Below are 17,566 nucleotides of genomic sequence, written 5' to 3' on the forward strand. Positions count from 1 at the left end.
CTCCCGGCTGCTCCCGGCTTCTCAGGTGCCGGGCTGCACCGCCTCTGCGCCGCCCTCTCCCGGGCCCCGCCCGACCGGCTCCCCGACGGGTTCGGGCCGCACGTGCCGTTCCCGCAGATCGGCGACGGCCAGCACGAGGGCGACCACGATGATGCCCACGGCGGAGAGCAGCCCGAGCTGCATCGCCGTGTCGGTGCGGCCGTGGTTGGCGAGGTGGGCGAAGTACACCGAGCCCACCACCGCGATCCCGGCCGCCGAGCCGACCCGCTGACCCGTCTGGAGCACGCCTCCGGCCGCGCCCGCACGGTGCACCGGGACCCGGGTCAGGGTGAGGGTGGTGTTCGGCGACACCGTCAGACCCGAGCCGATGCCGCCGACGAGCAGTGGCAGCGCCGACGCCCAGCCCAGGTTCTGCCCGGGCACCAGCGCCACCGCCACCATCACCCCGAGCAGCCCCAGGGCCACCCCGGCGAGCCCGATGACGACCAGCTTGCGGCCGAAGCGCACCACCAGCCGGCCCCCGGCGGCGGCTCCGACCGCCGAGGCCGCCGCGAAGGGCAGGACCGTGAGACCGGAGGCCAGCGCGCTGTATCCCACGCCGTTCTGCAGGTACAGGGCGTAGAGGAAGAACACCGTGGTGAAGCCGGCGAAGTAGGTGAGGCTGATCAGCGAGCCGAGCGTGAAGGAGCGCAAGGAGAACAGGTCCGGGTCCACCAGCGGAGCGCGCCCGCGATGCCCCTGCCGTTTCTCCCACGCCCAGAATCCGCCCAGCAGCACCAGGGCCACCGGCAGCAGCACCCACTTCTCCCGGCCGGTCCACTGCTGCTCCTGCACCAGGGGCAGCATGAGCGCGAGCACGCCCGAGCCGAGGAGCAGCACCCCGAACAGGTCGAACTCCTCGCGCTTGCCGGCCGCCGGGTAGCGGGGCAGCAGCCGGAGCCCCGCCGCGAAGGCGGCCACCCCGATCGGCAGGTTGACGAAGAACACCCAGCGCCAGCCGTCGTCGGTACCGACGGCGTCGATCAGCAGGCCGCCCGCCAGCGGACCCGTCGCCGTCGACACCCCGATGACCGTGCCGAGCACACCGAACGCCTTGGCCCGTTCGGAGCCCCGGAACATCTGCTGGATCAGCCCGGAGGTCTGCGGCGCGACGATGCCCGCCGCCGTGCCCTGGATCAGCCGGAACACCACCAGCCAGGCGGGACCGGACGCGAGCCCGCACGCCAGCGAGGCCACCGTGAACAGGGCGAGTCCGATGAGGAAGGCCTGGCGCCGGCCCCGCATGTCGCCCAGCCGGCCCGCCGGGACCAGCGCGAGCCCGAACGTGAGGGCGTACCCGGAGACCACCCAGGACTGGGTGGCCTCCGAGGCGCCCAGCCCGCGCTCCAGCGAGGGCAGCGCCACGTTCACGATCGAGGTGTCGAGGAGCGAGATGAAGCCCGCCGCCAGACAGACCCCGAGCGCCTTCCACCGCCGCTCGTCGGGTACGGACGGTGCCGTGACTGTAGTCATGAGGTCACGCTATGCAGTCGCGGCCCGGTGCGCACGGGGAAGCACCGCGTGCGGCCCGGTCCGTCACCCCCAGCGCTCAGGCCGCGTAGGACGCCTTGCGGGCCGTACGCACCACGGCGTCGCCTGCCGCACGCGCCAGCCGCCCTTGGGCCACCCAGGTGTCGACGACCTTCCCGACGTGGGTCACCAGCGCCCCCTTGCTCCGGAAGGGTGCCTGCGCCCACACCGCGTCGAGCAGCGTGGTCCCGTCGGGACGCACGGGATTGGCGACCCCGGAGTCGAGGCCGCCGAACACCACCCGGGGTTCGCTGCGGCGGACGTACGCGTGGGTCGGGTCCTCGGTGCCTTCCAGGAAGGGGGCGAACTCCGTGCCGTCCAGGGTGAAGTGCAGCGGGGAGCCGGGGACCGGGGCCAGGGACGGCAGCAGGTCGCCGGACAGCGCCGCGTTGCCGTACAGGCCGGCCTCCAGGTGGGTGGTGGCGGAGCTGCGGCCAGCCAGACCGACCGGGCCGTAGAACAGCGCCTGCAGGGACGGGTCGTCGGGCGTCGGCTCGGCCCGCAGCCGGAACGGCATGCTCACCCGGACGGTGTCCCCGGCCCGCCAGGTCCGCGAGACGGCGAAGTAGCTGCCGGGTACCGGGGTGCCCTGCACCGGGCGCCCGTTGACCGTCACCCGGAACCCCGCGGTCGCCCACCCGGGCACCCGCAGCCGCAGCGCGAAGGAGGCGCGGCCCCCACCGACGGTGAGCGTGCTCCCCTGCTCCGCGGGGAAGGCGGTGCGCTGGGTGACCGTCACGCCGTGCTCCGCCCAGGTGAGGGTGGAGGGGCTGTAGAGGTTCACGTACAGCGCGCTGCCGTCGGCCGCGGCGAAGTACACCGAGTCCTGGTACTTCGTGGCGCTCTCCATGCCGGTGCCCTCGCAGCAGGTCGTGCCCTGCTTGGGCGTGTAGTCCCGGACGTGCCCGGGTGTGAGCCCGATGAAGTAGGTGACCAGCGGCTTCTCCGCGTCCGGCCGGTCCTGTTTGCTGCCGAGCACCTGGTTGTACAGGGCGCGTTCGTAGTAGTCCATGTAGGCTGGGTCGGGCTCGTGCAGGAACAGTGCCCGGCTCAGTTTGAGCATGTTGTACGCGCAGCAGGTCTCCGCGGTCGTCGCGCCGATCGTCCCGGCGACGACGTCCCGCGCCTTCCAGAACTCGCCGGTGCCGGTGCCGCCGATGCCGTACATGCGGTGCGGTACGACCATCCGCCAGAAGTTCTCGGCGGCCGTCAGGTAGCGCTGCTCGCCGGTGGCGTCGTACAGCCGGACCAGGCCCGTGAAGATCGGGATGTGCTGGTTGGCGTGCAGTCCGTCGAGCACGTCGGTGTCCGCGGCGCACGCGTCGATCAGCCGGTCCAGGTCGAAGAGCCGGGCCAGCGCGAGGTGCTCGGGCCTGCCGCTGCGGTCGTGCAGATCGCAGACCGCCTCGACGATCCCGCCGTACTCGCCGCTGGAGAAGATCCCCCACATGCGCTGCAGGGTGGCCGCGGGCAGCCGGGACAGCCGCGCGTACATCCAGTCGCCCATCCCCGAGGCGAGGTCCAGCGCCCGCGCGTCCCCGGTGGCGAGGTGGGTGTCCAGGAGCCCGCGCAGGATCTTGTGCGCGGTGTAGTACGGCGCCCAGACCTTGGTGTAGTCGCTGCCGGTCATCGACTCCAGCTGGATGAACTGCGTCTCCGGGTAGGCCGCGAGGAACCCGGGGTGGCTGGGTCCGCCCCAGGTGCGGCGCAGCGCGGCGGCCGTGCCGCGCCCTGAGGAGCCGGCGAAGCGGGAGCCGGACGTCTCGTCGAGCCGGTACGACGCCAGGTCGCCGGCGCCGGCGGAGGTGTCGGCCGCGCGGGCGTGCTGGAGTTCGGCGATCTCCGTGGCGCTCAGGACCCGCGACCAGACCTGGAACTCCGCGAGACCGCCCGCGAACACCGGGTCACCCGGGTAGTGCGAGCGGCCCAGCCAGTGGTCGGCCAGGGCGCCCAGGTCGGCCGGGGTGAGCGTCATGGCGGTGTCGCGGGCCACGGCGGTGCCGTCGACGTAGAGGGTGCCGGTGCCGCCGCCGAGCGTCACGGCCAGGTGGCTCCACCGGTCCGGCGGCAGCGGGGCCGTCCCGTTCAGCGCCTGCTCGCCGCCGGCTCCCGAGGTGGTGACGGCGAACCTCGGCACCCCGGCGGCGTTGCGCACGGCGAGGTAGAGGTACCGGGTGGTGCCGGTGCCGAAGTCCAGGACCCGGGCCCAGTTCGCGTCGTGCCCGGGCCGTACCCAGGCGGACAGCGTCACCGCGGTGGCGCCGCCGAGCACATCGGCGGGCAGGTCGATGTACCGGTAGGAGCCGCGCACCTGCTCGACGGCCGGCCCGAAGGGCCCCTCGGCGGACAGTACGACCGGGTCCCGGCGCAGCGCCTCCCGTACCTCGGTGAGCGCACCGGTCATGGTCCGGAGCCGGTCGCCGAACACCTCCTCGCCGGTGCTCGCGTACGCCTGCGCCAGCATGGTGAGGAAGTGCCCGGTGTAGTGCCCGCGCAGGTTCCCGTTGGCCTCCCCGTCCAGGCCTTCCCATCCGCCGGGCGCGATCGCGCCGCCCGGGTCCAGGCCCGCGTTGGCCCGGAAGACCTGGAGCAGCCGGTTCACGTCGTAGCCGCGGGCGTGGTCGAGCATCAGGGCGCGCTTGTCGGCGAACACGCCCCGGCCGAGGGTCACCTCCCCCAGCGCGAACGGCCGCAGCGCTGCGGTCGGACCGGTCGCCGCGGCGGCGGGCCCACCGGTGGCGGAGACGCTCAGACCGGTTGCCATGGTGGTGAGTGCGGTCGCCTGGAGGAGGGTGCGTCGCGACAGGGGCGGGGCCATGTGCTCCTCGTTTCCGGTGCGCTCGAAGTGTTCGCTATATCGAACAATGTTCGGTAAGTCGCCCAGAAGATAGAGAAGGCGTGGGGGAGCGTCAACGGTACCGACGAGTAGGAGAGGTGTTCAGCGGGCCGTCTCCCGCAGCCACGCGTACGCCGACTCCGCCGTGAACTCGGCCTGCCCACCCCGCAGCAGCAGGGACGCGGTGGCGAACCCGGGGGCGTCCGCCTGGGCCGGGACGTAAGGGATGGCGATGCAGCGCATGCCGGCCGCGTGGGCGGCGGCCGCTCCGGGCGCCGCGTCCTCCAGGACCACGCAGTCGGCCGGGTCCGCGCCGAGCCGGCGGGCCGCCTCCAGGAAGATGTCGGGAGCGGGCTTGCCGCGCGGGACCTCGTCGGCCGAGACGACCGTGCGCAGGTGGGCGGCCAGGCCGGTGCCCGACAGGATCACCTCGATGGCGTCCGGGGAGGAGCCCGAGGCCACCGCCATCGGCACGTCCGCGGCCGCCAGCAGCTCCACGAACGCCCGCATCTGCGGGTACACACGTGTGTGCCTGCGGGCCAGGTCCAGATAACGGCGGTTCGTCGCGGCCAGCAGCTCGGCCGCCGGGGCCCGCAGGCCGTAGCGTTCCCGCCACAGCGCCGCCGTCTCCCGGGTGCTGATGCCGACGTAGCTCTCGTGGTCCGTCCAGCTGAAGCCGGGGACGCCGTGCTCGGCCAGGGTCCGCCTGCTCGCCTCGTAGTAGTTCGGCTCGCTGTCCACCAGCGTGCCGTCGAGATCGAAGAGGACCGAGAGGGCGCCAAGATCGCTCATGGTGTCCAGCATGCCAAGGGTCAGCCGCGGGCCGCCCGGCCGACCGACTCCACCAGGGGCAGCAGCCGGTACGGGACGCGCTCGCGCAGCGCCACCTCGGTGCGGGTGCGCACCACACCCGGGAGGCTGATCAGCTTCTGGATCACGTCCTCCAGATGCGCGTTGTCCCGGCCCACCACCCGCGCCAGCAGATCCCCGCCCCCGGTGATCGAGAACGCCTCCACGATCTCCGGTACGGCGGCCAGCGCGTCCCCCACGTCGTCCAGATGGCCCTGCGTGACCTCGATGTGCACGAACGCCAGCACCGGATGGCCCAGCGCGGCGGGGGAGAGGGAGGGGCCGGTGCCGGTGATCACGGCGTCCCGCTCCATGCGGTCCAGCCGGGCCTGGAGCGTGCCGCGGGCGACGCCGAGGATGCGGGCGTACTCGCGCACGCTGGTGCGCGGCTGCTCCAGGAGCAGCCGCAGGATGCGGGTGTCGAGTTCGTCCACGGCCATGAGGGACGACTGTACCAATGGCTCAGCGTCCCCGGAGTCCCCTGTGCCGCCCGACCTGGTCCGTTGGCATTCCGGTGGGCGTGCGTGTGCGGCCGTTGCTGGGCCAATGGACCAGTGATTCGGGCCAGACTTGAGCCAGTGACCCCGGTGATGCTCTCATGGGCGTGTCGATGGCGCTGCGGATCCCCGCGGCGCCTTTTCTGTGCGGTGTACCCAGGGGAGGGCAGCAGTGCTGAAGAGGGTGTTCGTGGCTCCGGACCCGGGACGGGCGCGATTGCGTTTCGCCGCGCGCGCCGTCCTCGGCATCGGCCTCGCGGTCGTGGTCTGCGGACTCGCCGGACACTCCCTCGCCGGCGCGGTCACCGGCGGCCTCGCCGCGCTGCTCGCCCTGTTCACCGTCGCCGACCCGACCGTGCGCGGGCAGGCGGTCACCACCGCCCTGCTGCCCGCCGTGGGCCTGCCGGTGCTGGCCGCCGCGGCCGAGCTGCACGACCTGCCCGTGGCCCGCGACCTCGCCTTCCTGGCCGTCGTCGGCGCCGGCGTCTACGCCCGCCGGTGGGGCCCGCGCGGGCACAGCCTCGGCGTGTTCGCCTTCATGACCTTCTTCGTGGCCCAGTTCCTGCACGCCACGCCGGGGCAGCTGCCCGAGCTGTACGCCGCCGTCCTGCTCTCCGTGCTGACCGCGGCCGCGGTGCGGTTCGGCGTGTGGTGCTACGAGCGCCGGCTGCCCCCGGCCGCCGTAGCCGCCCCGCCCGCCGGGACCGGGCTGGCCCGGGTCACCACCCGGCAGGCCGTCCAGGCGACCGCGGGCGCCGGGTTCGCGCTCGTCGTGGGGCAGCTGGTGTCGGGACAGCGCTGGTACTGGGCCGTCGGCGCCACCTGGTGGATCTTCGTCAACACGGCCTCGCGCGGCGAGACGCTGGTCCGCGGCTTCCGCCGGGTCCTCGGTACGGTGATCGGCATCGGCCTGGGCCTCCTCGTCGCCGTCCCCGTGCACGGCGCACCCGTCCCGACGGCCGTCCTCGTCGCCGCCGCCGTCTTCGGCATCTTCTACACGGCCGCCGTCTCCTACACCTGGATGATGCTCTGCGTGACCCTGCTCGCCGAGCTGCTCTACGGCCTCCTCGGCGTCCTCGGCCCCGGGCTGCTCGCGCTGCGGCTCGCCGAGACCGGTGTCGGCGCGCTCGGCGCCGCCCTCGCCGTGCTGTTCGTGCTGCCGGTCACCACGCACGCCACCACCGACGCCTGGATCCAGCGGGCCCTGCGCTGCGTGCACGCCTGCACGGCCGAGGCCGCCGCCCGTCTGGCCGGCTCCGCCACCGCAGACCCCGCGCCGCGCGTGGCCGAACTGGAGCAGCTGCTGGGCCGGGTCCGGCTGTCGGTGGCCCCGCTGGTGCACCCGCTGAACCCGATGCCGGCCCGCAAGGCGCGGGCCCGCCGGGTGCTGGAGCTGCTCGACGACTGCGCCCGCGAGATCCGGGGCCTGGTCGCGGTCGCCGCCGACCCCGAGGCCTCCCACGACGCCCGCCTCGCTGCCGCCTGCTGGCGGGTGGAGACCGCCGTCGAGGCCCTCACCGCGGGCCGCACCGACACCCTGCGCCACGCCGCCGAACCCCCCGCCGAAGGCGCCCTCGCCCACCTGCACGGCCTGGAGCGGGCCCTCGCCGAACTCGCCGAGCCGCTGCGGACGCCGTCCGGCTCCCGCCTGGCCGACGCCTGACCGGACGCGGCGGCGGGGGACCCCACCCACGGGAGCCCCACCGCCGCCGCGCCCTTCCCACGGTCTGCTCTTCGCCCTGCTGCCCCACGGCCTGCCCCGCGGAGGCCCCTCTCGCCCTCTCGCCTCTCACCCTCGCGCCAAGCCGTCGTGAGGTTCTGTACCGAACCGTCACCCATTTGGTCTAGACCGATGCTGACCGGCTGCTACCGTCGGCCCCGGAGCGGCTTCGCGGGTTCGACCGAGAGGGGACAGCGGTGGCACAGGACGGCAGGGCGGGCAGGCGCCGGGCGTTCATCGGATCGTTCACGGCGGCGGGCGGCCCCGGACTGGTGACCGCGGAGGTCGCCCGGGACACCGGCGCCCTCACCCTCGTGTCCGCCGTGCAGGACCTGCCCGACCCCTCCTACCTGGCCCTCTCCCCGGACGGACGCACGCTGTACGCGGTCAGCGAGACCGCCGAGGGCGCTGTCGCCGCCTACCGCGTCACCGGTGACCGGCCGGAACCCCTCGGCGCACCCGTGCCGGTGAACGGCAGCAGCCCCACCCACCTCGGCCTGTACGCCGGGCACGTGCTGACCGCCAACTACGGCTGCGGCAGCGTCACCGCCGTCCCGCTGCGCCCGGACGGCGCCCTCGCCGGCGCGCCCTCCGGACGGCTCCAGCACACCGGCTCCGGACCGCACGACCGGCGCCAGCGCGGCCCGCACGCCCACCAGGTGCAGCCCGACCCCAGCGGCCGGTGGGCGGTCAGCGTCGATCTGGGGACGGACTCGGTGCGGGTGTGCACCCTCGCGGACGGCACCCCCGCCGTGCACCGCGAGTTCGCCCTGCGTCCCGGCTCCGGCCCCCGCCACCTGGCCTTCCACCCCGGCGGCGAGCACGCCTACGTGGTCAACGAGCTGACCCCCACGGTCACCGTCTGCCGCTGGGACGCCGCCGGCGGCTCCCTGAAGCCCCTCACCGAGATCCCCGTGCTGCCCGGTGCGCCCGCCGGCGACGCCTACCCCTCGGGGATCGTCGTCTCGCCCGACGGCCGCTTCGTGTGGACCGCGACCCGCGGCGAGGACGTCCTGTCGGTCCTGCGCGTCCAGGAGGACGGCCTCCGGCTGATCGGGACCGTGCCCTGCGGCGGACACTGGCCGCGCGCGCTGGCCGGGCACAACGGCTTCCTGTACGCGGCCAACGAACGCTCCGGCGACGTCACCTGGTTCGCCGTCGACGACGTGACGGGCATCCCGCGCTACGACGGCTCCGTACGGGTCGCCGCGGCCTCCTGCGTCGTCCTCGGCTGAACTTCCCCGGCCCCGGCCGGCGTACGGGCCCCGGCCGGCGTACGGGCCCCGGCCGGCGTACGGGCCCCGGCCGGCGTACGGGCCCCGGGTAAGGCGAAGGGCCCGCTCCGGGACGGGAGCGGGCCCTGTGTCGTACGAATGCCGGATGCCGGGCGCCGGGGCGTCAGCGGACGGGGGTGCCCTGCGGCTGCTGCGGGGCGATGCCCAGCGCCGTCGTGTACTTGGCGAGGGTGAGCTTGCCGATCGCCGGGTACGCGCCGAGCGCCTCGGAGGTGGAACAGCCCGCCTCCTCGGCCGCCGCGGCCAGCAGCGCCGGCTCGATCTCCGGGCCGATCAGGTACGGCGCCAGGGCCAGCTGCTGCGAACCCGAGGAACGCAGCTGCTCGGCCACGGAGGCGATGGAACCCTCCTGGTCCAGGGCCGCCGACATCACCGGCACGGCCAGGCGCGCGGCGAGCAGCATGCCGGTGATGCCGGCCGCCTGCACGGCCTCCTCGCCGCCCACCGAGGCGAGGATGATGCCGTCCGCGGCCGTGGCCACGGTGAACAGCCGGGCGCGGTCGGCGCGGGCCAGGCCCGCCTCGGACAGCCGCACGTGCAGCGCCTCGGCGAGCAGCGGGTGCGGGCCGAGGACGTCGGTCAGCTCGGCGGCGACCCGGCTGTCCATCACGGACTGGCGGATCTGCCGCAGCAGCGCGCTGTCCGGGCCGGCCAGCAGCGGGACGACGACGGCGACCGGGCCGTCGGGCTCCTTGATCCCCTCCACCCCGGCGGCGACGGCCTGCTCGTACCGCGCGGCGCGCTCCTCGGCGGCCCGCGCCAGCACGGAACGCAGCGTGGGGAACTCGGCGTCGTCCCCGTCCAGGTAACCGATCCGGGCGTCGAGGCCGGGCAGCTCGGAGCGGGCGATGCTCACGACCTCCTCGGCGAGGCTGCGCGTGATGGTGCTGGGCACACCGGGCACCGCGAGGACGAGCGCGGGCGCGCCCTCGGGAGCCACCAGCGGTTCCGGGCGGCGGTGCCGTCCGGGCTGGCGGGGTCGCGGCATTCGTACGGGCAGGCCGGACACGGGTCCAGTGGGGGAGCTCATGGCGCCGAATGTTACTGGCTTACCGCCCTCCGCCGTTCGGGGAGGGTGCAGGTGAGCGGTATCCGTCCGGTTTTGTCTGATGAGTTACGCGTGGTCGGCACAGGCATCGGGCACTTACCGGACGCATCGGCGGAGACCGGGACGGAAGCCGGTTGCGGAACCGGTCACCCTGCGCCGTCACCCGGGGCGCGGCGCACGCACAGCAGCACCGGATCAGCCGGCAGGGTCAGCCGGCCCGCCGCCAGGTCCGTCGCGATGCGCACCGAACCGTGCAGCGGATCGCCCTCGGCCGGCACCTGCCGGGCGTGCGGCAGCCTGCGCGCCAGCTCCTCGCCCAGCGGTACGAGGAGCGGGTCGCCCATCTTGAACAGTCCACCGGTGAACGCCACTTCGGGAGAACCGTCCGCCGGGCACACGGCGGCGGCGGAGTCGGCCAGGTGCCGGGCCGCGGTGCACAGGATGTCCGCGGCGACCGGATCCCGCGCGGCGCACCCGGCCACCCGGGGCGCGAACGAGGCGAGTACGGCGGCCCGGTCGGTCCGCGGGTACAGCAGGCCGGGCAGCCCGCGCACGGGGCCGAACTGCTCCTCGGCGCAGGCCAGCAGGGGTGCCGAGCCGCCGTCGCGGCCGTCGTGGGCGCGCAGCGCCGCCTCCAGACCGGCCCGCCCGATCCAGGCTCCGCTGCCGCAGTCGCCCAGCAGGTGCCCCCAGCCGTCGGCCCGCCGCCAGCCCGTCAGGTCCGTGCCCAGCGCGATCAGTCCGGTGCCCGCGGCGAGGACGGCACCCGGACGCGGGCCGAGGGCGCCGGCGTACGCGGTGACGGCGTCGGCGGCCAGCGCCACGGCCCGCACGCCCAGCTCCCGGGCGAGCGCGCCCGGCAGTTCGGCGCGCAGGGCGTCGCCCAGGCTGGCGAACCCCGCGGCACCGACGGCGGCCGTACCCAGCTCGCCCACGCCCGCCTCGGCGGCCAGGGCGCGGGCCACCGGCACGAGCTGGTCCATCAGGTGGGCGGGGTCGATGCCCCGGGCGCCCGTGCGGACCGGTTCCCGGGTCTCGCGCCGTGCCGGGGGCTCCCGCCCCGGGACGCCGACGGCGACCCGGAGGCCGGAACCGCCGGAGTCCACGGCGAGATACCCGGCGGCGGTCACGGCAGACGCCAGTCCACCGGCTGCCCGCCCTGCTGGATCAGCAGGTCGTTGGCCCGGCTGAACGGCCGCGAGCCGAAGAAACCGCGGTCGGCCGACATGGGCGAGGGGTGCGCGGACTCCACCGCCGGAAGCCGGCCCAGCAGCGGACGCAGATTGCGGGCGTCCCGGCCCCACAGGATGGACACGAGCGGCTTGCCCCGCGCCGCCAGCGCCCGGATCGCCTGCTCGGTGACCTCCTCCCAGCCCTTGCCGCGATGCGCCGCCGGGCTGCGCGGCGCGGTGGTGAGCGCCCTGTTGAGCAGCAGCACCCCCTGCTGCGTCCACGGAGTGAGATCCCCGGTGGACGGCTGGGGCAGCCCCAGGTCCGCGGTCAGCTCGCGGAAGATGTTGATCAGGCTGGGCGGCAGCGGGCGTACCTCGGGCGCCACGGAGAACGACAGGCCCACCGCGTGCCCCGGGGTCGGGTAGGGGTCCTGACCGACGATCAGGACCCGTACCTCGTCGAAGGGTTGCTGGAAGGCCCGCAGGACGTTCGGCCCGGCCGGGAGGTAGGTGCGTCCCGCGGCGATCTCCGCGCGCAGGAAGTCGCCCATCTCGGCGATCCGTCCGGCGACGGGTTCCAGGGCCTTCGCCCAGCCCGGTTCGACGATTTCATGCAAGGGTCGTGGTGCCACGGGCGTCACCCTACTGCCGCACACCCGCCGGCGATCAACCAATGGCCCTCGCCCGTGCGTGCGGTCAGCCGACCACCGCCGCCCGCACGCACAGCACGTCCGGCAGGTGCGCGGCCAGCTGCTGCCAGCTGTCGCCGTCGTCGGCCGAGGCGAACACCTCGCCGTTGCGGTTGCCGAAGTACACCCCGGCCGGGTCGCCGTCGTCCGTGCACAGCGCGTCCCGCAGGACCGTGCCGTAGTGGTCCTCCTCGGGCAGCCCCTGGGACAGCGGCTCCCAGGTGCGTCCCGCGTCCGCCGTGCGGAAGACCCGGCAGCGGTGCCCGGCGGGCACCCGGTCCGCGTCGGCGTTGATCGGGAAGACGTACGCCGTGCCGCCCCGGCGCGGATGCGTGGCCGCGGCGAAGCCGAACGTCGACGGCAGGCCCTCGCCGATGTCGGTCCAGTGCGCGCCCGCGTCGTCGCTGCGGTACACGCCCCAGTGGTTCTGGAGGTACAGCCGGTCCGGATCGGCCGCGTCCCTGGCGACCTTGTGCACGCACTGGCCGAACTCCGGGTCCGGGTCCGGCAGGAACACCGCGGACACCCCCGAGTTGGACGGCACCCAGCTCTCCCCGCCGTCGGCCGTGCGGAACACCCCGGCGGTGGAGACGGCCACCGTCACGGCCCGCGGATCCCGTGTGTCGGTGAGCACCGTGTGCAGGCCCTCGCCGCCGCCGCCGGGCACCCACCGCGAGCGGGTCGGGTGCTCCCACAGCGGCCGGACCAGCTCGAAGCTCTCGCCGCGGTCCGCCGAGCGGTACAGCGCGGCCGGTTCCGTGCCCGCGTACACCACGTCCGGCTCGGCGGCGGACGGGTGCAGCTGCCAGACCCGCTCCAGGGAGGCACCGGTGTCCTTGGGGAACTTCACGGCGGGCCGGGACGGTTCGGTCCACGTACGGCCGAGGTCGTCGGAGTGGAACACCGACGGGCCCCAGTGCGCGCTGTCGCCGCCCGCCAGCAGCCGGGGCCGGGCGCCCCGGGTGTCGATCGCGACCGAGTAGACGGCCTGCGCGTTGAAGTACGGCTTCTCGTCGAACTCCCAGGGACCGCCGCCCCGCCGCCGCGCGATGAAGAGGCCTTTGCGGGTGCCCACCGCCAGCAGTACCTCGGTCATGCCGATCACCTCCGGGACGCCGTTGTCCGGGTAGTCGTTCAGGTATCGGCCAGTGTGCACCCCGCCACTGACACTCCTCCCCCCAGCGGGGGTCCGTGCAGGTCAGGGGCTGTGTCGCGGGGCCATGGCGAGGATCGGCCGGTTCCGTTCCGGCATGCGCCTGCGCGAGGTGGGTGTCTCGTGCGACCGTCGGGGAGACGGCTCGTCGTGAGCAACGGAGCGATCTCTCCCGTATGGGAGGGCGGTCCGGCCGGTCGGTGCGCTCGTGAGGAGGATGCCTTTGAAGGCGTTCCGTGGTCCGAAGGTGTGGCTGTGGCGCTGGCGGCGCAACCCGCTCAAACGCCGGGCCGACGTGGTGGAGGCCTGGGTGGTGCTCGGTGCCTGCCTGCTGACCGTCCTGGCCGGGGTGCTGGCCGGCCTCGTGGCCGCCGGCTCGGTGGAGGACGGGCTCGCCCGGGAACGGGCCGCCTGGCGGCCCGCGGTGGCCCGGGTCGTGACGAAGGTGCCGGGGTCGTCGCCCCCGCACAGAAGCCATGCCTCCGCCGGTGAACGGGTCTGGACCAAGGTCCGCTGGACGGTGCCCGACGGCTCCGCGCACACCGGGCAGGTGCGGGTGGAGCCCGGCAGCGGGCCCGGTACGCCGGTCACCGTGTGGACCGACCCGCAGGGGCGCCTCGTCTCCCGGCCCACCACCGCCTCCGAGGCCGCCTTCCGGGCCACCCTCATAGGCATCCTGGTCGGCGTGAGTGCCGCGGCGGTCCCCTTCGTCGGCGGCCTGGCCGTACGGAGCCGCCTGGAACGCCGCCGCATGGATGCCTGGGACACCGAGTGGTCCCGCCTCGGCCCCCAGTGGGGACGCACGGTCTGACCGACCCCTGGGCCGTCGCGGACGCGCCGGCCCGTCTACCCCCCGGCCGGCAGCCCCCGGCACATCCGCAGCAGTTCCTCGTCGTCCGGGATGCCGCGCTCGCCGTACCTGCCCTCGTCCGCCGTGTGACGGCGGGGACAGGCCAGTTCGGCGGCGACCAGGTCGCGCAGGGGCGCGGCGGCGGGGCCCAGCGCGGTCAGGCAGCGGGCGAGGGGGACCCGGGTGCGGGGGTCCGCCGTCCAGGCGGTCCGGAACACGGGCAGGACCGGGCCGGGGTCGCCGTCGATGCGCCACAGCGCGTACGCCGCCGGTACGCGCTCCCGCACCGGCCCGCGACCGGCGAGCCGGCGCAGCCCGGGCAGCGCGGCGCGCGCGGCCGGCCCCAGCCTGGCGAGCTGCCGCACGGCGGTGCGGCGGGCGTCCGGATCCGGTTGCTCCAACTCCCGCAGCAGGACGGGGAGTACGGCGGCGGTGTCCCCGTCCGCCGACCACAGCGCGCCCGCCGCGGTCGCCGCGTGCCGGGTGCGGAGCAGCATGCGCAGGAGCGGTGCCGCAGGTGCCGCCGCGCCCAGCTCCGCCAGGGTCTCGATCACCTGGCCGGCGACCGCCTCCCTGGTTGCCAGGCCGTCGGGAGCGCCCGAGAGCAGCCGCAGCAGCTCCGGCACGGCGTCCTCGTCCCCGACGGCTCTGATCGCCGTCAGCAGCGGAGCGGCGAGCCGGGCGGCGGTGGGGGAGGCGAGCGGGACGCGGCCGAGGCGGTGACGCAGCGCGGGAGCCAGCGCCGCGGCGGCCCGGCCCAGGTGGGCGACTTCGCCGCCCAGTCCGACGGGGGCCGCCGGTCCGGCCAGCAGCTGCGCCAGGGGCGGCACCGCGCGCGGATCACCGGTCCTTGCCAGTGCCTTGAGCGGACCGCCCAGCGCGGGCGGGCAGCGCTCCCAGCGGTGCGTCCACAGGTCGGGCCGCGCGCTCACCAGTGCGTGCAGGTCGTCCGCCGCCGGTGCGGCCAGGTCGAACAGCTCGGTCAGGACCGAGACCGCCGCGTCCCGCAACCGGTCCTGCTCGCTGTCCAGTTGGGCACCGAGCAGCCGGACCGTCCCGGCGTACGCGCCGCGCCAGCCGCGCAGCAGCCCCGCCGACATCCACACGGCATTGCACCGGTCCACCGGGTCCGGACTGGTCAGCTGCCCGGTGAGCAGGGCGATCCGGTCCTCCACCCGGTCATCGAGGGCGCTGTGCAGGGTGCGCAGCAGCACGGCCCCCTGCTCGTCGGAGGGCCGCAGCCGCCGTATCCGGCGCACCAGCGTGTCCGTGGTCGAGTGCTCCTGTTGCCGCAGGCGCTGCTCGGAGCGCTGCCGCAGCAGCCGGACCGCCGCCGGCACCAGGTCGGCCGGGAGCCGGCCCGGCGCGCGGAGCGCGAGCTGGCCGAGTGCCGCCAGCCGCAGCCCCGGCGCGTAGGGCGGCGCGCTCTGTTCGGCCAGGAGGTCCAACGCGCCCTCCGCGTGCGCGGGGTACCGGCGCGCGAACAGGCCCAGCGCCTCCGTGAGGGCGAGCAGCACGCAGTCGTCCCGCTCGGCCCGCAGCCGCCGTCGCAGCAGCTCCAGGACGCGCGGGGGCTCCTCCAGGAAGCGCACCAGCGCCCCGGCCGCCGCCCGGCGCACCGCCGGGTCCGGGTCGCCGGCGAGCCCGGCGAAGGCCTCGGCGCCCGCGCTCACCGCCGCCCGCGCCCGCCCGTCCCCGGTCAGCCCCTCCGGTACGCCCGGGTTCCCCCCGGCGCCGAAGCTCTCACCGCCGATGCTGACGAGCAGTTCCACGATGCTGCCCCGGTCCTGCACCTCCTCGCGGGCCAGCATCGCGAACAGGAAGGGCACGCAGGCGAGCGTCGAGTCGTACACCCTCCCCTGGTGGTGCACCGCGCCGTACATCCCGTCGAGCGCGGTCGCCCGCTCGGCGGTGTCCGCGGACGCCAGGGCCCGTAACCATCCGGGCACGTCCTCCGCGCTGCCGTGCGCGTGCCGCAGCGAGGCCCAGTCGACCTCGTCGATCCCCGTGAACACGTTGTCCTCCCCGGGCGAGTGCCACCTGATCGGGAGTGTGCACCACGGCACCGACAACGGTCCGGAACCATTCGCTGACTGTGTGCGATCCGTCGGCGCTGACCGGCCACGGAACACGGCCGGCGGCACGCGCGCGTGGAGGGATCAGTTCCGGCCTGGCAGGGCGCGCTCCAGGACGGCGTCCAGGTCGGTCCCGGCGGGCAGGGTGCCGTACGCGTGGCCCCAGTCGCCGCCCAGCCGGGTGGCGCAGAAGGCGTCCGCGACCGGGTGCGGAGCGTGCCGGACGAGCAAGGATGCCTGGAGGGCGAGCGCCATCCGCTCGACCAGCCGACGGGCCCCCGTCTCATCGGTTTCGGCCAATTGGTCCCTGAGTGCCGCCACGGCCGTGTCGAGCCGGGCGTCCGCCCCGCGCGCGAGGGCCAGTTCGGCGAAGAAGGCCTCGGCGGTGTCCGTCTCGCGGCCCAGGGCGCGCAGCACGTCGAGCGCGTTGACGTTCCCGGAGCCCTCCCAGATCGACAGCAGCGGGGCCTCCCGGTAGTGCCGGGGCATGCCGGACTCCTCCACGTACCCGTTGCCGCCCAGGCACTCCAGGGCCTCCGCGGTGAACGCCGGGCCCCGCTTGGTGACCCAGTACTTGCCGACGGCGGTGGCGATGCGCCGGAAGGCCCGCTCCCCGGCGTCCCCGCGCACCGCGCGGTCGGCCGCGCCGGCCAGGCGCAGGGTGAGCGTCGTCGCCGCCTCCGACTCCAGCGCGAGATCGGCCAGGACGTTGCGCATCAGGGGCTGCTCGATCAGCCGGGCGCCGAACGCGCTGCGGTGCCGGGCGTGGTGCGCCGCCTCGACCAGCGTCTTGCGCATCAGGGTCGCCGAGGACATCACACAGTCCAGCCGGGTGCAGTTGACCATCTCGATGATGGTCTTCACGCCCCGCCCCTCGGGCCCGACCAGCCACGCGACGGTCCGGTCGAACTCCGGCTCGGAGGAGGCGTTGGACCGGTTGCCCAGCTTGTCCTTGAGCCGCTGGATGCGGAAGGTGTTGCGGCTGCCGTCCGGCAGGATCCGCGGCACCAGGAAGCACGACAGCCCGCCCGGGGCCTGCGCGAGCACCAGGAAGACGTCGCACATGGGCGCCGACGTGAACCACTTGTGCCCGCGCAGCGTGTACACCCCCGCCTCGCCGGTGGGCGTGGCCGTGGTCGTGTTCGTCCGCACGTCGGAGCCGCCCTGCTTCTCCGTCATGCCCATTCCGGCGAGCAGTCCGGGCTTGTCGGCGGGGACGCGCAGCTCCGGGTCGTACTCCCGGCTGGTGAGCAGCGGCTCGTACACCTTGGCGAGATCCGGCTGGGCGCGCAGGGCGGGGACCGCGGCGTACGTCATCGACGTGGGGCAGCCGTGTCCCGCCTCGGTGTGCCCCCACACCAGGCCGCCCGCGGTCCGGGCGACGTGCGCGCCCGGCCGGTCGTCGGCCCACGGGGCACCCGCGAGGCCCTCGGCGACCGCCGTCCGCATCAGGTGGTGCCAGCTGGGGTGGAACTCCACCTCGTCGACGCGGTGGCCGTAGCGGTCGTGGGTGCGCAGCACCGGCTCGTACCGGTTCGCCAGCTCGCCCCACTCCTGAGCCTCGGCGCTGCCCGCGCGCACTCCCAGCCGGCGGATGCCGTCCTCGGCCCACCCGGCACCCTCCCGGCGCAGGCCCTCCAGCAGGGCCGGGTCGTCGGAGGCGTCGTACGGGGCCAGGAGCGGCGGCTGGTTGGTGACGTCGTGCGTGGCGTCCGGCCACGAGGACGGTGACGGCGGCTGCGGCTGCGCGGGAATCGAGACCATGGGAGCATGTTGCACTCTTCCTGCGGTTGTAGCAATGATGCAACAAGAA

The 17,566-nt window shown here is 74.9% G+C and carries 13 protein-coding genes; 3 read left to right on the forward strand and 10 right to left on the reverse strand.

All coding sequences use genetic code 11. The features are described from left to right. Window positions 1-21: 21 nt before the first annotated feature. From IG05_RS0107120 to IG05_RS0107135, 4 genes are all read right to left on the reverse strand, one after another. Window positions 22-1,512: an MFS transporter gene (locus IG05_RS0107120; protein WP_030340180.1), complete on the reverse strand. Its 1,491-nt coding sequence runs from the start codon at window positions 1,510-1,512 to the stop codon at window positions 22-24. 76 nt (window positions 1,513-1,588) lie between these two features. Then, a complete protein-coding gene (locus IG05_RS0107125; RefSeq protein WP_030340181.1) occupies window positions 1,589-4,387 on the reverse strand; it encodes a beta-L-arabinofuranosidase domain-containing protein in 2,799 nt (932 codons plus the stop codon). A gap of 120 nt (window positions 4,388-4,507) precedes the next feature. After that, window positions 4,508-5,197 (reverse strand): HAD family hydrolase, encoded by a 690-nt coding sequence (locus IG05_RS0107130; protein ID WP_030340182.1) that lies wholly within the window; start codon window positions 5,195-5,197, stop codon window positions 4,508-4,510. 20 nt (window positions 5,198-5,217) lie between these two features. Next, a complete protein-coding gene (locus IG05_RS0107135) occupies window positions 5,218-5,694 on the reverse strand; it encodes an Lrp/AsnC family transcriptional regulator (RefSeq protein WP_030340183.1) in 477 nt (158 codons plus the stop codon). A gap of 229 nt (window positions 5,695-5,923) precedes the next feature. On the opposite strand from IG05_RS0107135, the gene IG05_RS0107140 reads away from it, so the two are divergent. Both IG05_RS0107140 and IG05_RS0107145 read left to right on the forward strand, forming a co-directional pair. Further along, window positions 5,924-7,414: an FUSC family protein gene (locus IG05_RS0107140; RefSeq protein ID WP_030340184.1), complete on the forward strand. Its 1,491-nt coding sequence runs from the start codon at window positions 5,924-5,926 to the stop codon at window positions 7,412-7,414. A gap of 254 nt (window positions 7,415-7,668) precedes the next feature. Next, window positions 7,669-8,706 carry a lactonase family protein gene (locus IG05_RS0107145; RefSeq protein WP_030340185.1) on the forward strand — a complete coding sequence of 346 codons (1,038 nt, stop codon included), beginning with the start codon at window positions 7,669-7,671 and terminating at the stop codon, window positions 8,704-8,706. Window positions 8,707-8,869: 163 nt separating this feature from the next. Here IG05_RS0107145 and IG05_RS0107150 read toward each other — a convergent pair whose 3' ends face one another. The 4 genes from IG05_RS0107150 to IG05_RS0107165 form a co-directional block, all read right to left on the reverse strand. Continuing rightward, entirely contained in the window at window positions 8,870-9,796 is a 927-nt protein-coding gene (locus IG05_RS0107150; RefSeq protein WP_107051301.1) for a sirohydrochlorin chelatase, read from the reverse strand. 164 nt (window positions 9,797-9,960) lie between these two features. Continuing rightward, a complete protein-coding gene (locus IG05_RS0107155) occupies window positions 9,961-10,944 on the reverse strand; it encodes an N-acetylglucosamine kinase (RefSeq protein WP_030340187.1) in 984 nt (327 codons plus the stop codon). Further along, window positions 10,941-11,618: a uracil-DNA glycosylase gene (locus IG05_RS0107160; protein ID WP_030340189.1), complete on the reverse strand. Its 678-nt coding sequence runs from the start codon at window positions 11,616-11,618 to the stop codon at window positions 10,941-10,943. Before IG05_RS0107160 ends, IG05_RS0107155 begins: the two co-directional genes overlap by 4 nt. Window positions 11,619-11,682: 64 nt before the next feature. After that, complete coding sequence (locus IG05_RS0107165; RefSeq protein WP_037813261.1) at window positions 11,683-12,771, reverse strand: WD40/YVTN/BNR-like repeat-containing protein; 1,089 nt, start codon at window positions 12,769-12,771, stop codon at window positions 11,683-11,685. Window positions 12,772-13,045: 274 nt separating this feature from the next. Between IG05_RS0107165 and IG05_RS0107170 the strand changes: the two genes are divergently transcribed. Continuing rightward, the gene (locus IG05_RS0107170; protein ID WP_030340193.1) at window positions 13,046-13,639 is read left to right on the forward strand and encodes a hypothetical protein; all 594 of its coding nucleotides are present in this window, start codon (window positions 13,046-13,048) and stop codon (window positions 13,637-13,639) included. Window positions 13,640-13,674: 35 nt separating this feature from the next. Here IG05_RS0107170 and IG05_RS0107175 read toward each other — a convergent pair whose 3' ends face one another. Both IG05_RS0107175 and IG05_RS0107180 read right to left on the reverse strand, forming a co-directional pair. Further along, on the reverse strand, window positions 13,675-15,693 hold the full coding sequence (locus IG05_RS0107175; RefSeq protein ID WP_030340195.1) for a HEAT repeat domain-containing protein: 2,019 nt from the start codon (window positions 15,691-15,693) through the stop codon (window positions 13,675-13,677). 144 nt (window positions 15,694-15,837) lie between these two features. Further along, a complete protein-coding gene (locus IG05_RS0107180) occupies window positions 15,838-17,517 on the reverse strand; it encodes an acyl-CoA dehydrogenase family protein (protein WP_030340197.1) in 1,680 nt (559 codons plus the stop codon). Window positions 17,518-17,566: the final 49 nt, after the last annotated feature.

The sequence above is a fragment of the Streptomyces sp. NRRL S-1022 genome, from assembly GCF_000720135.1.
In the GTDB taxonomy this organism is placed as follows: Bacteria; Actinomycetota; Actinomycetes; order Streptomycetales; family Streptomycetaceae; genus Streptomyces.